The 14819-nt window shown below is 39.3% G+C and carries 15 protein-coding genes; 8 read left to right on the top strand and 7 right to left on the bottom strand.

Annotated elements, in window-relative coordinates; all coding sequences use genetic code 11:
• Positions 1–21: 21 nt before the first annotated feature.
• Positions 22–642: a YktB family protein gene (locus tag ACYP5M_RS22040; RefSeq protein ID WP_434169022.1), complete on the bottom strand. Its 621-nt coding sequence runs from the start codon at positions 640–642 to the stop codon at positions 22–24.
• Between the two features lie 194 nt (positions 643–836).
• On the opposite strand from ACYP5M_RS22040, the gene ACYP5M_RS22035 reads away from it, so the two are divergent.
• Together ACYP5M_RS22035 and ACYP5M_RS22030 are read left to right on the top strand one after the other, a co-directional pair.
• A complete protein-coding gene (locus ACYP5M_RS22035) occupies positions 837–1034 on the top strand; it encodes a hypothetical protein (protein ID WP_034314018.1) in 198 nt (65 codons plus the stop codon).
• 410 nt (positions 1035–1444) lie between these two features.
• Positions 1445–2248 (top strand): inositol monophosphatase family protein, encoded by an 804-nt coding sequence (locus tag ACYP5M_RS22030; protein ID WP_402941692.1) that lies wholly within the window; start codon positions 1445–1447, stop codon positions 2246–2248.
• 112 nt (positions 2249–2360) lie between these two features.
• Here ACYP5M_RS22030 and ACYP5M_RS22025 read toward each other — a convergent pair whose 3' ends face one another.
• Positions 2361–2543, bottom strand: coding sequence for a YlaF family protein (locus ACYP5M_RS22025; RefSeq protein WP_034314013.1), 183 nt, complete (start codon positions 2541–2543; stop codon positions 2361–2363).
• A 124-nt stretch (positions 2544–2667) separates the two neighbouring features.
• On the opposite strand from ACYP5M_RS22025, the gene typA reads away from it, so the two are divergent.
• From typA to ACYP5M_RS22010, 3 genes are read left to right on the top strand one after another with little or no spacing between them, the layout of a single operon-like run.
• Positions 2668–4515, top strand: a complete 1848-nt coding sequence (typA, locus tag ACYP5M_RS22020) for a translational GTPase TypA (protein WP_241590418.1) — start codon at positions 2668–2670, stop codon at positions 4513–4515.
• Between the two features lie 22 nt (positions 4516–4537).
• Positions 4538–4846: a YlaH-like family protein gene (locus ACYP5M_RS22015; RefSeq protein ID WP_459735522.1), complete on the top strand. Its 309-nt coding sequence runs from the start codon at positions 4538–4540 to the stop codon at positions 4844–4846.
• 4 nt (positions 4847–4850) lie between these two features.
• Positions 4851–5135 carry a hypothetical protein gene (locus tag ACYP5M_RS22010; RefSeq protein WP_459735544.1) on the top strand — a complete coding sequence of 95 codons (285 nt, stop codon included), beginning with the start codon at positions 4851–4853 and terminating at the stop codon, positions 5133–5135.
• 39 nt (positions 5136–5174) lie between these two features.
• Here ACYP5M_RS22010 and ACYP5M_RS22005 read toward each other — a convergent pair whose 3' ends face one another.
• The 3 genes from ACYP5M_RS22005 to ACYP5M_RS21995 form a co-directional block, all read right to left on the bottom strand.
• Positions 5175–5606, bottom strand: coding sequence for a hypothetical protein (locus ACYP5M_RS22005; RefSeq protein WP_459735521.1), 432 nt, complete (start codon positions 5604–5606; stop codon positions 5175–5177).
• On the bottom strand, positions 5590–5790 hold the full coding sequence (locus ACYP5M_RS22000) for a YlaI family protein (protein WP_072272690.1): 201 nt from the start codon (positions 5788–5790) through the stop codon (positions 5590–5592). The genes ACYP5M_RS22005 and ACYP5M_RS22000 overlap by 17 nt, the downstream gene beginning before the upstream one ends.
• A gap of 160 nt (positions 5791–5950) precedes the next feature.
• Complete coding sequence (locus ACYP5M_RS21995) at positions 5951–6550, bottom strand: YhcN/YlaJ family sporulation lipoprotein (protein ID WP_434169023.1); 600 nt, start codon at positions 6548–6550, stop codon at positions 5951–5953.
• 266 nt (positions 6551–6816) lie between these two features.
• Between ACYP5M_RS21995 and ACYP5M_RS21990 the strand changes: the two genes are divergently transcribed.
• Positions 6817–8148, top strand: a complete 1332-nt coding sequence (locus ACYP5M_RS21990) for a PhoH family protein (protein WP_413243322.1) — start codon at positions 6817–6819, stop codon at positions 8146–8148.
• A gap of 64 nt (positions 8149–8212) precedes the next feature.
• Here ACYP5M_RS21990 and ACYP5M_RS21985 read toward each other — a convergent pair whose 3' ends face one another.
• Entirely contained in the window at positions 8213–8716 is a 504-nt protein-coding gene (locus tag ACYP5M_RS21985; protein ID WP_101224551.1) for a hypothetical protein, read from the bottom strand.
• A 221-nt stretch (positions 8717–8937) separates the two neighbouring features.
• Here ACYP5M_RS21985 and ACYP5M_RS21980 point away from each other — a divergent pair, with 221 nt between their 5' ends.
• Together ACYP5M_RS21980 and pyc are read left to right on the top strand one after the other, a co-directional pair.
• A complete protein-coding gene (locus ACYP5M_RS21980; RefSeq protein ID WP_034313996.1) occupies positions 8938–9219 on the top strand; it encodes an Fpa/YlaN family protein in 282 nt (93 codons plus the stop codon).
• Between the two features lie 551 nt (positions 9220–9770).
• Positions 9771–13208 (top strand): pyruvate carboxylase, encoded by a 3438-nt coding sequence (pyc, locus tag ACYP5M_RS21975; RefSeq protein ID WP_459735520.1) that lies wholly within the window; start codon positions 9771–9773, stop codon positions 13206–13208.
• A 178-nt stretch (positions 13209–13386) separates the two neighbouring features.
• Here pyc and ACYP5M_RS21970 read toward each other — a convergent pair whose 3' ends face one another.
• Positions 13387–14373 (bottom strand): COX15/CtaA family protein, encoded by a 987-nt coding sequence (locus ACYP5M_RS21970; RefSeq protein WP_427574016.1) that lies wholly within the window; start codon positions 14371–14373, stop codon positions 13387–13389.
• Positions 14374–14819 lie beyond the last annotated feature (446 nt).

Raw genomic sequence — 14819 nt, 5'->3', positions numbered from 1 at the left:
CCGAATACAAATCAAATGTGTTTAATTTAATTGATATAAGGGTAAAAGATGTTCAAACGCATCTTGAATGGTTTTAATGAAATCATCATCTTTTAACTTTATGGCGTCATCACGGGAAATTTTTATACCGCATAGAATTTCGGCTTTCTTTACCGTTTGCAAACGAGTGAACATTGAATTCAAATCATCTACTCCAAGACCTTCATGATGGATGACATCAGGTTTTGTATGGTCCATTGACCAAACATAATGGGAGGGAATGCTATTCACCAATCGGTCTGCCTGCTGCTCCAGATGCTTTCCGATTTCCGTTTTATTAGGGGCTTCATAAATGACGGCATACCAGATGAACATATGCGTTTCCCATAACCCGATTTGGAAATGCGGCATCATTTTATATCCTCTGCTGTTGGCAGCGAAGGCAACCCATGTATCATTAGGTGGATTCACTGTCCGTCTAGCATGCTTTGCAACGTGAGGGTACATTTCATCGCCGGTCATAACTGACAGTTTTTGAGAAAAGTGCTCTCCTAGGGCTTGTAATTTGGGCTGGATCCGTTCTTTTAAAGCATCCATGCGGGATTCCAATCCATCAATTTTAAAAACATCAAAATCACTTGCTGTAAAACTTGCTATATTCATTTTCATCTCTCCTACCGTAATATCTGCACATATTGTAGCATAAGTAAAAGTAAAATTTAAAAAATACGATTTGGGTTGGCTATGTAAAATTACTTATAGGTTAAAGCACAAATTAGTTGCTATTTGTTGTAGGAAATCATATGATAATATAAATTCAGAAAATTACGTTAATTGATGAAGGGAGAATGTTAATTATGAAACAAGTCATGAACCAAGCATTAAAAGCTAAAGAAGTTGAAAGACATAGAGCTGCAGTGTTAAGAATGGAAATGGACTATGAATTAGCAACCCTTTTTGAAGCAATTGGTGAAGAGAATGACCAAAAGAGGTCACAATGCAAGCAAAGGCTTGAACGCATCCGCTTGGAATTGTTAAAACTGAAAGCCTTGTAAATGATTGGCTGCAGAGATCTTGAAGGAGAATGAATAAAGGAAATGAATCAATTTCAATACAAGGAATTTTATTATAGATGAACGGACACTTTATTTTATAAAAAATATTGTGTCCGTTTTTCATTAAATGTCCAAAATATATAAGGTGGGTATTTTATTTTGGTTCGGTCCCATTTAATAAGGAAGGGAGACGTTTAGGTAAAGTGGTTTGAAAAGTATTTCCGCGGGCTAACTCTTGATTGCGAAACCGATTAATGGATGGATGGTCAAGGAACCTTCTTTCCACATATGTTTTTAAAAAATGGAAAATTTAAGATGTTAAAAACTTGAAGGCAAGCTATATTTGCTTTAATCTTTAGAAGTGGATCATTTTAATGTAGTTTCTGATCATAAAGGACGGGGATATTATAATGGCATCGGTCAAGGAAATGGATACATATGCGAAGTTATGGATGAAAGAAGCGGGTACTAGGCTTAGGGCGTCCTTTAAAACCAAGTTGAATATTGAAATGAAAACGAATCCGAATGATTTGGTCACTAATATGGATAAGGGGATAGAAAAGTTTTTTTGCGAAAAAATCGGCGAAGTCTTTCCTGAACACCGCATTTTTGGCGAAGAAGGAATGGGCCATGATATTAAAGACCTAAAAGGTACGGTGTGGATCATCGATCCAATTGATGGAACTTTGAATTTCATTCATCAACAGCGGAATTTTGCAATTTCTCTAGGGGTTTATGTGGATGGCATTGGAAAGATTGGCATGGTTTATGATGTCTTCAGTGATGAATTATATCATGCGGTCAAGGGGCAGGGAGCATTTCTGAATGATCAAAGGCTCCCATCACTTGAAGAGGCATCAGTAAGCAAAGCGATCATTTCCATTAATGCTAGCTGGGTAACGGAAAACCGGAGGATTGACCCGAGTCTTTTGGCACCGCTGGTTCGGGATGCAAGAGGGACACGTTCTTATGGCTCGGCAGCATTGGAGCTGGCATTCGTGGCAGCTGGAAGGATTGATGCATACATTACCATGAGACTCATGCCTTGGGACTTTGCCGGGGGAGTTTTGCTGGTTGAGGAAGTGGGCGGGGAAGTTAGTAATATTAAAGGTGACAAATTGAATTATTTAGAAGGCGACTCACTTTTCGTATCTAAACCCGGGCTTCACAAAGAAGTATTCGATAAATACTTGTCAGGAAACTCCAGCCGTTAGCATCAAGGGCCTTATTGCATACAGGATAAATATCTTGCACGGATGGAATCAAATACTCATTTTGAAATAATTAACAAAAAAACTCGCTGTATGTCAGCGAGTTTTTTTTATATTATAACTTCCCGGCTTCGCGTAATTTCTTCTTCTGAGTGAAACCGAACCCCATTATTCCGCAAAGAATAACGATTGCAGCCAATATTCCAATCAAGCTTTTTTCAGCAATGAAGATGCCAATGGAGCCAATGCTGGATGTTGCCAATACCGCTAATATTAAGAAATTCCATTTAATGTTCATTAATATCACCCCTAATATATCTATTGTACATAATTTCTGTATTTGTTTCTAGTATGTTTGTGATATAATATGTAAGTTAATACTAGTGATACGTTATACACAAACTTTTTTAGGAGTGAATTTTTTGAAATTAAGAGAAAATATTCGTAATATAGCCATCATTGCCCACGTTGACCATGGTAAAACAACGTTAGTGGATCAGTTGCTTAAGCAATCTGGTACTTTCCGTGAAAATGAACATGTGGAAGAACGTGCGATGGATTCTAATGCGATTGAAAAAGAACGCGGAATTACGATTCTTGCGAAAAATACAGCAGTTCAATACCAAGATACAAGGATCAATATTTTGGATACACCTGGTCATGCCGACTTTGGTGGTGAAGTGGAACGGATCATGAAAATGGTTGATGGCGTTCTTCTTGTTGTTGATGCATATGAAGGCTGTATGCCGCAAACTCGCTTCGTGTTGAAAAAAGCATTGGAACAAAAGATCACGCCAATCGTTGTCGTGAACAAAATCGATAAAGATTCTGCACGTCCAAATGAAGTGGTCGATGAAGTAATTGACTTATTCATCGAGCTAGGAGCTGAAGAAGAACAATTAGACTTCCCAGTTGTCTTCACTTCAGGTATTGCTGGTACTGCAAGCTTGGATTCAGATCCTTCTAAACAAGAAGAAGACATGACCCCACTTTTCGAAACAATCGTTGAGACGATCCCTGCACCAATCGATAACTCAGATGAACCGCTTCAATTCCAAGTGGCTTTACTTGACTATAATGATTATGTAGGACGTATTGGCGTTGGCCGTGTATTCCGCGGTAAAATGCATGTAGGTCAACAAGTTTCATTAATGAAACTTGATGGGAAGGTTAAACAATTCCGTGTAACGAAAATCTTTGGTTATATCGGCTTGAAGAAAGTTGAAATCCAAGAAGCCGTTGCCGGTGATTTAATTGCCGTTTCTGGTATGGAGGATATTAACGTAGGGGAAACAGTTTGTCCGACTGAACACCCTGAAGCTCTACCTATCCTGCGTATTGACGAGCCAACATTACAAATGACTTTCCTTGTAAATAACAGCCCATTCGCAGGCCGTGAAGGTAAATTCGTTACAGCTCGTAAAATTGAAGAGCGTTTGAGAAACCAATTGCAGACTGATGTCAGCTTAAGAGTCGAAAATACTGATTCTCCGGATGTCTGGATTGTTTCAGGTCGTGGGGAGCTTCACCTTTCCATCCTGATCGAAAACATGAGACGTGAAGGTTATGAACTGCAAGTTTCTAAACCGGAAGTTATCGTTCGTTTGATTGATGGTGTCCGTTGTGAGCCGGTTGAACGTGTACAAATCGACGTACCTGAGGAGCACACTGGTTCGATCATGGAATCAATGGGAGCCCGTAAAGGTGAATTATTGGATATGATCAACAGCGGAAGCGGTCAAGTTCGTTTACTGTTCACGATCCCAGCTCGCGGACTTATTGGTTATTCAACTGAGTTCTTAACGATTACACGCGGATATGGTATCATGAACCATTCATTTGACAGCTACCAACCAATGGCCCAAGGTCAAGTCGGCGGAAGACGTCAAGGTGTACTTGTATCCATGGAATCAGGAAAAACTACACAATATGGTATTATGCAAGTAGAAGACCGCGGTGTTATTTTCGTTGAGCCAGGTACGGATATTTACGAAGGCATGATCGTCGGGGAACATAACCGTGATAGCGATTTGACAGTTAATATCGTTAAAGCGAAACAAATGACAAATATGCGTTCAGCAAATAAAGACCAAACTTCTTCCATGAAAAAACCAAGAATCATGTCCCTTGAAGAAGCTCTGGAATATTTGAACGATGACGAGTACTGTGAAGTAACTCCGGATTCAATCCGTCTTCGTAAAAAAATTCTAGATAAAAACGAGCGTGAAAGAGCAGCTAAAAGAAAAAAAGTTGCTGTTGAAGAAAAATAAATAGCAAGAGGAGGAGAAAAGATTGGATATCCAAGAGCGATTATCATTTTTTGCAGCATTGTACAGAGTGGATGAAAATCCTGAAGCAGGAATGTGGTATTTATATTTGACGGTCTTTGGATTATGCATCCTTGTCTATCAGTTAGGTTTTGCTAAAAAGTTACCATTGCTAAAAAATGTGGTCATTTATGTGGTAATGGCACTTGGATGTACCCTTCTTTCTTTCTTTGCGGTGTTTCTTCCTATGGGGGAAGCATTAGTCATCGCTTCGCTTGTTCTGGGGATTTATAGGATCCGTCTTCATAATACGAGAAAAGAAGAACAGGCTTAAGATGATGAAATCATTACAGGATGCTTTATACAATTGGTTGACGATCAAAGTTGTCTGTGATGCAAGGCCTGATGATACAGCTGCACGCGATACAGAAATGTTTTTCATGCAGATGCTGAAAGACGATCATCAGGTGATAATCGATTCGATTACAAAGACAGAACCTTTTTATTTCGTCGAGTACCTTTTGGGAGACGAAATGAAAAAGCAACGTTATCCGATTGAATTGATTGATATCATGTTAGACCAAATTCAGTTAGAGCCAGAAAAGTATAAAAATATCGAGTAATGATAAAAAGAACCGTGCGATTTACGCACGGTTCTTTTTTTATATGGCTTTAGGGAGGAAAAGTCCGTAAAAAAGATGTAAGATTGTCCACAAAAAGAAAGCTGTCAAATCAGAAGGAAGGACAACTTCTGTTTTCGACAGCGCCGATAGTGGGAAGTAAAGCATGATGGCGGGAATGATCGTGATAAAAGCAAGTGCGTATTCGTTCCATCTCCTGAAAATTTTCAAAGGATGAAGAATATAAGCGTAAATAAACGTAATGGCAAGTGAAAAAAGGAGATGGAAAAAGAACAATGATGTCTCACTCCAGGAAACAGCTCCAATTAGAGGAATGAAATCCACATTCAATAAAAGCTTATACACTTGCTTGCCGGAAAACATTTCTACCCACTTCATTATTAATCCAAGCAGAACTCCATTGATGAGACCAATCAGGCAAACTTTATAAAATATTCTACCATTCATCTTCATTTTTGATCGTCCGGTACAGACGGAAGTTTCCGGTTGCAATCCGTTCGTTCGTACGCTCTTCTATGCGTTGGTTGCATGTATTGCACATATAGGTATGTATAGGACGGTTTCGAAGTTTCTTTGCTTCTGGGCTATCGTCAGGTATAGATTCAATTTGATCGCATATTACACATTTAACCTTCATATTAGTTGAACCTCACTTCAATTCGAATATGCTTTTAAGTATACCAATATTTTTATGGTAAAACGAGGATAAAGTGAAACTGACATTTGAAAGTTTATGTTACTTGGTGCATGGCGGGTATAGACAAAAAACCCGAAGATTCACTTCGGGTCAGGAAAATTCATTCTTTAAAGTGATTGGATTGATCATTTTGCTCTTTATCGAGTTCTTTTCTTTCCGTTTCATCATCAAGTTTATTTTTTTCATTTTCAATGTTCTTGGACGGCGTTGGGGTTAAAATATCACCAGGAACCTCAGGAATGACTCGACTTGTGATATCAGCCAGTTCATTTAATATGCCTGTTACGGGTCTGCCGTCTTTAATATCCCTGGCCACCTCCCTGATCCGCTCATTTATATCCGGGTCAGCGACGATGAGGGCATTTGCACCTTCAGGATCATGTTTTAAAGTTTCTCCAACAGAGTACTTTATCGTTCCGACCTGTGAACGCTCAATATCTTGGTCAATATCTATTCCGACGATGGCATATTTGCCAAGTACGACTGCGGTGGCATCGTTCACCTCCGGAATGGATTTAGCCAAACCGGTGAGTCTTTCCGCTGTTTGCTGGCCGGTATTTCTGTCTGCCTCCTTAATGGTCGTATTATTGACTTTCGTTATATTGTTTTTTGTGTTATTTTCAGACACTTCGTTATTATTATCCATTGTGCAACCTGACATCAACAGAACCGCAGCGAGCGGCAATATGATTTTTCGCAATGTAAAACCTCCTTAATGCTCTTTTTTTGTTCCAGCCTGTCCATCACAACCAAGTCTGATGCATATAAGTATAAAATGCAGTGAAACATGGTGTTATCAATGATGGGGATTGCATTCTTTGCTGGAAGTTTTCTTTATAGTCTGTAAATGTTCTTCTATCTTTATGCAAAGGAACATATATTTTATCAACAGTCTCGTCCGCTACATAAATGCTGAGTGTAGTAAATGGTAAGGCATATCCTATAGAGCAGGCAGGAGGCGTCATATTGGGGAAAAAAATCTATGTTTTAGATACGAATGTCCTGTTGCAGGATCCGTATTCGATTTATTCATTCGAAGATAATGAAGTTGTCATTCCAGCAGTCGTATTAGAAGAATTGGATTCGAAAAAAAGGTACATGGATGAAATCGGAAGGAATGCCAGGCAAGTATCGAAATTGATCGATGGCTTTCGGGAAAAAGGGAAGCTTCATCAGAGCATTCCGCTTCATAATGGAGGCAGCATAAGGATTGAACTCAACCATCGTTCATTTCATAAGCTTCAGGAAATTTTTGTGGAGAAAACGAATGATAACAGGATATTGGCAGTCGCGAAAAATTTATCATTGGAAGAAGAGACGAAGGAAGCAGGAAAAACGGTCATTTTGGTTAGTAAAGATACACTCGTCAGGGTCAAGGCTGATGCAATCGGTCTTGAGGCAGAGGACTTTTTAAATGACCGTGTCGTAGAACTGGACCATATTTACGCTGGGCACAAAGAAGTGTTTGTATCGATTGATAATCTGAATAAGTTTTATGAAAAAAGTTTTCTGGCATTGGAAGAACTGACAAAAGATTCATATTATCCAAATCAATTCCTGTTGATGAAGGACACGCTGGGCAGTTCAGCTTCTGCGATAGGGATTGTGGATGAGAATTGCAGGTTCGTTAAGAAATTGATGTATGAAGGGGAACATATTTGGGGAATAAAACCGAGAAATGTCCAGCAGACGATGGCCCTAGATTTGTTGCTCCGTTCGGACATCAAGCTTGTGACGCTCATTGGTAAAGCTGGGACAGGTAAGACTTTATTGGCATTGGCAACAGGATTGATGCAAACTGAAGATTTGTCACAATATAAGAAACTTTTGGTTGCCAGGCCCATTGTTCCGGTTGGTAAAGATATTGGTTATCTGCCAGGGGAAAAAGAAGAAAAATTAAGACCATGGATGCAGCCTATTTTTGATAATCTCGAATTTTTGTTCAATACGAAAAAACCTGGGGAATTGGATGCCATTTTAGCAGGCATGAGTTCGATCGAAGTGGAAGCCCTCACCTATATCAGGGGAAGGAGCATCCCGGATCAGTTCATCATCATCGATGAAGCGCAGAACTTAACGAAACATGAGGTCAAGACCATTTTGACGAGGGTCGGGGAGCGAAGCAAAATTGTGTTAATGGGAGATCCGGAACAAATAGATCATCCGTATTTAGATGAATATAATAATGGTTTGACATATGTGGTGGAAAAATTCAAGACCGAGCGTATTGCAGGCCACGTTAAATTGATAAAAGGGGAAAGATCTGGATTGGCCCAGCTGGCAGCTACGCTTTTATAATGCAATCGGCAAGGGATATCCCTTGCCGATTGCTCTAAAGTTTTTGGCGAGAATGGAATAATTCTTATTTAACAGTGAAAGACCGTACATTTTTTATCGGATCATTGATGTTGGAAGCGTCTCCGAAATAAATTTCCAAAGGACCGCCCTCGGATATTTTAAGCGGCTTTCCTTCCTTGGAAAAGCCCAGGAAAAATTCAAGTGCCGTTTCCAATGGGAATGTAAGCTCCTCATCATCGGTTGTAACGATGACTTCAGTTACCCCATTTTCAGGTTCGGCATTTTTTAAAAAAGGTTCAAAAGGGATGCCGAAAGTCCCTTCCAGCAATCTTTGCTTCTCGAACTTTCGTTCCGTTTTTAATGTAGGTGGCATTATTGCGCCTTCCTGTATTTCTTTTTGCCAATGTTTGGAGGCAGCAATCGTATATTCTTCTAATTCATTGACTTGGACTCTTTCTGCGTGGAAATATGTATTTATTTCAACTTTACGGTCATCAAAAATCCATACTCCGGGATCTAGTGTAATTGGATATTTCACTTTTCCATTTATAAATACGATGGGTTCCAAATATCTCATTCCTTTCTGTTGCTCTTTAATGATTATAATCAATTATAATTGAATTGTCACATCTTCACGATGGTGAACAATTTTCATGGCTGGGTATATTCATTTGAGAGGTGATTGTGTTATCTCAATGGCAAATTGTTTGTCAATGTCCTTGCTTTTTCACAAAACTAAAGGTAGAATTTAAAGATAAGATTTAATCGCTCTGAGCGGGGGGATTTAACATGGCATCTGATATGCTTGTCAATCATCGAGAAAAAGCTTATGCTTTATTAAAAGCAGATGCTGACAAGATTCTAAAACTGATAAAAGTTCAAATGGAAAATCTCACTATGCCTCAATGTCCTTTATATGAAGAGGTCCTTGATACACAAATGTTCGGTCTATCAAGAGAAATTGATTTTGCCGTACGCTTAGGTTTGGTAGAGGAAACCGAGGGTAAATCCCTTTTGGAAACCCTTGAACAGGAATTGTCAGTTTTGCATGAAGCATCATTAAAAAAATAATAGATAAAACATACTAACTCAAACAAATCTCGATGATTGTTTGAGTTTTTTATTTATGTACATAATTATTTAATAGTGTTATACTATATCAAATAGTGACATACTAATTGGTCCTCGGAAGCTCAATTTGAGTTTTTTTTGATATTGGCAATTTATGGTCCTGTTCCTTTGCTGCGGCATTGGAGTCTTGGAGGGAAAACAGATTTAATTCCTTGTTTTTATATACGAATATATGCAATTTTTTATTTTTTTATTGTATTCAGTTAATTTTAGTATTATTGTTATATTAATTGAATGTTAAATTAAATTGATAATATATTATTATAGCTAAATTTTCATTTGTTAATGGTATAGGGCTCTTTTTAAACTTTATCGAATGTAAAAATCGAAAATATAAAATATATCGAAATAATTACATCAGCGATAAAATGAGCTTAATCAGATTGGACTCCTTATTTGGGAAATCAATTCATGAATAAAAAGTGGTGGAAATCTTTCACGCTTTTTTTCTATATATTCAATAAAAATACATATTGATTAGGGTGGTAGCAATGGCGAAACGTATAGAAAAAGTACTTGCGGCAAATCGTGGGGAAATAGCGATAAGGATTTTTCGTGCATGTACGGAATTAGACATTCACACAGTTGCAATCTATTCAAAGGAAGATTATGGTTCTTATCACAGATATAAAGCGGATGAGGCATATTTGGTCGGGGAAGGCAAAAAGCCGATTGATGCATATCTGGATATTGAAGGCATAATTGCGATTGCCAAAATGAGCGGAGTCGATGCGATTCATCCAGGTTATGGTTTTCTTTCAGAAAATATTGAATTTGCGAAACGTTGTGAGGAAGAGGGCATAATCTTCATCGGACCAGAATCAAGACACCTAGATATGTTTGGTGACAAAGTGAAAGCCAGAACACAAGCTGAACTGGCTGATATTCCGGTTATCCCTGGTAGCGATGGACCGGTGACCAGTGTTGAAGAAGTCAAGGAATTTGGTGAACAATATGGTTTTCCAATTATTATAAAAGCCTCTTTAGGCGGCGGCGGACGCGGAATGCGGATTGTCGAAAAAATCGAAGAAGTTGAAGAGGCTTATGATCGCGCAAAATCAGAAGCTAAAGCAGCTTTTGGTAATGATGAAGTCTATGTAGAGAGATTCATACAAAATCCGAAGCATATCGAAGTTCAGATTTTGGCTGATACTCATGGGAATATCGTCCATTTATATGAACGTGACTGTTCCGTTCAGAGACGGCATCAAAAAGTTGTGGAAGTGGCACCTTCCGTTTCCCTTTCCGAAGATTTAAGGGAAAGGATTTGTGAGGCAGCCGTCAAGTTGGCGAAAAATATTGATTATGTGAACGCTGGTACGGTCGAGTTCCTTGTCGCAAATGGCGAATTTTACTTTATTGAAGTCAATCCACGGGTTCAGGTTGAGCATACCATTACTGAAATGATTACGGGCATTGATATCGTTCAATCTCAAATCATGGTAGCTGAAGGGCATGAGCTCCATGGCAAAAAGATCGGGATTCCCGAACAAGCGGGAATTAAAACTCATGGATATGCGATTCAATCAAGGGTGACGACTGAGGACCCATTGAATAATTTCATGCCCGATACCGGGAAAATGATGGTTTACCGTTCCGGTGGGGGATTCGGTGTTCGTCTGGACGCAGGGAATGGGTTCCAAGGTGCGGTCATCACACCATATTATGATTCCCTTCTCGTTAAACTTTCGACTCATGCGCTTTCATTTGAGCAGGCAGCTTCCAAAATGGTTCGTAACCTTAAGGAATTCAGGATTCGTGGAATTAAAACTAATATTCCCTTCCTTGAAAATGTTGTTAAACATGAAAAATTCATAAATGGGGAATATGATACATCATTCATTGATACAACACCGGAATTATTTAGCTTCCCAATCAGGAAAGACCGTGGGACAAAAATGCTTTCATATATCGGAAATGTGACCGTGAATGGATTCCCGGGAGTCGAGAAAAAGAAAAAGCCGGTTTTTGATCCAGCTCCGATTCCTAATGTTGGTGGTCTGCCGCTTATCTCTGGTACAAAAAATATACTTGAAGAGCAAGGTGCAGAGGGACTGGTCAAATGGATTAAAGAACAGAAAGAGGTATTGATCACCGATACGACTTTCCGTGATGCACATCAATCTTTACTGGCGACGAGAATCAGGTCGAAAGATATCCTTGATATCGCTGAGCCTACAGCAAAACTCCTTCCTGATTTATTTTCAATGGAGATGTGGGGCGGGGCAACTTTTGATGTCGCATATCGCTTCTTGAAAGAAGATCCATGGGACAGGCTGTTAAGTTTCAGGAAAAAAGCTCCGAATGTCCTTTTGCAAATGCTATTAAGGGCTTCAAATGCAGTTGGTTACAAAAATTACCCTGATAATGTTATTCGTGAATTCGTAGAGAAATCAGCGGATGCAGGCATTGACGTTTTCCGTATCTTCGATAGTTTAAACTGGGTTAAAGGAATGGAATTGGCTATTGATGCAGTCCGTCAATCAGGCAAAATTGCGGAAGCTGCCATTTGTTATACAGGGGATTTGAATGACCCATCACGCAGCAAGTATAATATCGAATACTATAAAAATATGGCGGTGGAATTAGAACAAGCCGGTGCCCATATTTTAGCGATCAAGGATATGGCCGGCCTCTTGAAACCTGAAGCTGCTTACCGCCTTGTATCGGAACTGAAAGAATCGACATCCCTTCCGATCCATCTGCATACTCATGATACAAGCGGAAATGGAATTTACATGTATTCTAAAGCGATCGAAGCTGGTGTGGATATCGTTGATACGGCGATTGGTTCTTTGGCTGGACTGACTTCGCAGCCAAGTGTACAAACACTTCATTATGCATTGGAGGGGTCAAGCAGACAGCCTAAATTGGAAGTCGATTCTCTAGAGCGTTTAGGAGAATACTGGGGAGAGGTCAGGAAATTCTATCATGACTTCGAAAGCGGCATGAATGCACCTCATACCGAGGTTTACAAACACGAGATGCCAGGCGGTCAATATAGTAATCTGCAGCAGCAAGCCAAAGCAGTGGGGCTGGGAGACCGCTGGCATGAAGTGAAAGAGATGTACCAGCGCGTCAATGTAATGTTCGGCGATATCGTTAAAGTAACTCCTTCATCCAAAGTTGTTGGGGATATGGCTTTATTCATGGTACAAAATAACCTGTCTGAAGAAGATGTTCTGACAAAAGGAAATTCCATCGATTTCCCTGATTCAGTCATAGAGTTATTCGAAGGCTATCTAGGTCAGCCAGTTGGGGGATTCCCTAAAGAGCTTCAGGAAGTTATCTTGAAAGGGAAGAAACCTATAACAGTAAGACCGGGTGAATTACTGGAAGAAGTGGACTTTGCAGCACTTAAAGAAGAATTATTCAAGGAATTGGGACGGGCAGTCACTGATTTCGATGTGCTTGCATATGCCCTATATCCAAAAGTATTCCTGGATTACAATAAAACGATTGAGCTGTTTGGAGATGTTTCCAACCTCGATACAGCTACTTTCTTATATGGCTTGAGGCTAGGGGAAGAAATCGAAGTTGAAATTGAAAAGGGTAAAACGCTCATCGTAAAATTGGTTTCAATCGGTCAGCCATTGGCTGATGGAACAAGGGTCGTTTATTTTGAGTTGAATGGTCAATCACGTGAAGTGATCATCAAGGATGAAAACATTAAATCTTCCGTTGTATCAAAAATGAAAGCAGATCCAAAAAATAAAGAACAACTCGGTGCGACAATGCCAGGTACGGTTATTCGCGTAGTTGTCGAGAAAGGCGATCAGGTCAAGCAGGGTGATCACCTAATCATTACGGAAGCGATGAAAATGGAAACTACCGTGCAAGCACCATTCTCCGGGACCATTAAAGATATTTATGTTAAAGATGGAGAAGCGATCAGTACTGGAGACTTATTGATTGAAATAACTAAGTAATCTAGCTGACTGTGACCTTGTAATGATTTGGGGTATATGGGGTATGCTTGAGATTTCAAGCTGCTCTGTACCCTCTTTTTAGGCAATGTACTGTCATCTTGAGACAAAACAAAAACCACCATTCCCGGGAATGGTGGTTTTTGTTTTGTCTATTTGAATTTGATTGAACAATCAGACATTAACGGGCGGGTACCGTTGGTGTTATATCCTGTTCATCCTGCCCTTTGACTGCGTGCGTGGAGTTCCCTTTTTGCTGAGCTAGGGCATTTTTTTTACTTCTTGATGTCAATAGCATCAAATAGCTCATTACACCAAAAAAGCAGGCAATGAACAACGCGTGTGTCAATGCGATATATAAGTTTTGCCTTGAGAAAATGATAAAGGCTCCAGCGGTAACCTGTAAAAATACGAGAATGAATGCAGCAATCCAACCGCCATATAAAACTTTTTGATTTTTATAATGTTTTTTGGCGATATAAGCCACATATGATACCCAAATGAAAATAGCGCCTGCCATTGCACGGTGCCCCATTTGAATCCATTCATAAAGGTTGGAGGGGAGTGCAGCGCTGTCATTTACACATAAAGGCCAATCCTTACAGATAAGACTGGATTCTGTATGCCTTACAAGAGCACCCGTATAGACGACTGCCAGACAAAAAATCAATACGCCGATAATATGGAATTTCATACGTTTGTCAACTATAAGTTTTTCGGCTTCGAACTTCTTGTCTACTTCAAAAATCAACAATGTCAGTAAAAAGACGGAAGCAAAGGAAATGAGCGATATGCCAAAATGAAGGGCAAGGACGAAATCGGATTGTGACCAAATGACGGCAGCGGCTCCAATCAACCCTTGCAGTAACAGAAAACCAAAAGAAAGGACGGATAAGAAACGCGCTTCACGAATATGACCGATTTTTTTCCAAGACATATACGATAAAATTAAAACCAAGAATCCTCCAGCACCTGAAACGAGCCGATGGGAAAGCTCAATGACCAATTCAATCGTGATTTTGTCCGGGATCAATTGGCCATTGCACAATGGCCAGGACCTGCCGCAACCCATGCCGGAATCCGTCTTCGTGACTAAAGCTCCACCAAGTAAGATGAAAAGCATTACAATCGTTGTTAAAACAGCAAACCATTTAAGAGACGATTTCACTAGTAGTCCCACCTTTTTCTCTGTAGCAAATAGGATTGTTCTTAAAATTAATAATAGCATAAGGTTTTTCATAATATTTGTCGAACTTCCTCGATATTACACAAAATAGAATGATTTTACAAGTTCAGTTTATATTATAGCTATTAATTAAAATGCCTGAAATAGTTGAAAGTTGCAAAAGACTTTGATAGAAATAAAGGGAGTGTAAACCTTCAAGTAGGAGCAAAATAGGGATAGAGCCTAGGGGATGATGATAACAGCATACTATTCATGTTCTTGATGAACATCTAATTAACAGCAGTAAATTATTGAGACACAAATTGGTCAAAAATTATCCGAAAAATTTTCACAAAAGCTTCCAAAAATGTGTTTTAATATATTGAAGAAATGATTTTACTAAATTTTACTGTTATTAAGCATGATATTAAGAATGATAGCTCTCGATG

The organism is Peribacillus sp. N1 (assembly GCF_054600815.1).
Note: the sequence above shows the minus strand (reverse complement) of the source record. Positions and strands in the feature narration are given on the sequence as shown.

Excerpts from the sequence above, each read along its gene's own strand:
- ACYP5M_RS22040 (WP_434169022.1), bottom strand. The coding sequence starts at position 642 with ATGAATATAGCAAGTTTTACAGCAAGTGATTTTGATGTTTTTAAAATT.
- ACYP5M_RS22035 (WP_034314018.1), top strand. The coding sequence starts at position 837 with ATGAAACAAGTCATGAACCAAGCATTAAAAGCTAAAGAAGTTGAAAGA.
- ACYP5M_RS22030 (WP_402941692.1), top strand. The coding sequence starts at position 1,445 with ATGGCATCGGTCAAGGAAATGGATACATATGCGAAGTTATGGATGAAA.
- ACYP5M_RS22025 (WP_034314013.1), bottom strand. The coding sequence starts at position 2,543 with ATGAACATTAAATGGAATTTCTTAATATTAGCGGTATTGGCAACATCC.
- ACYP5M_RS22010 (WP_459735544.1), top strand. The coding sequence starts at position 4,851 with ATGAAATCATTACAGGATGCTTTATACAATTGGTTGACGATCAAAGTT.
- ACYP5M_RS22005 (WP_459735521.1), bottom strand. The coding sequence starts at position 5,606 with ATGAAGATGAATGGTAGAATATTTTATAAAGTTTGCCTGATTGGTCTC.
- ACYP5M_RS22000 (WP_072272690.1), bottom strand. The coding sequence starts at position 5,790 with ATGAAGGTTAAATGTGTAATATGCGATCAAATTGAATCTATACCTGAC.
- ACYP5M_RS21980 (WP_034313996.1), top strand. The coding sequence starts at position 8,938 with ATGGCATCTGATATGCTTGTCAATCATCGAGAAAAAGCTTATGCTTTA.
- pyc (WP_459735520.1), top strand. The coding sequence starts at position 9,771 with ATGGCGAAACGTATAGAAAAAGTACTTGCGGCAAATCGTGGGGAAATA.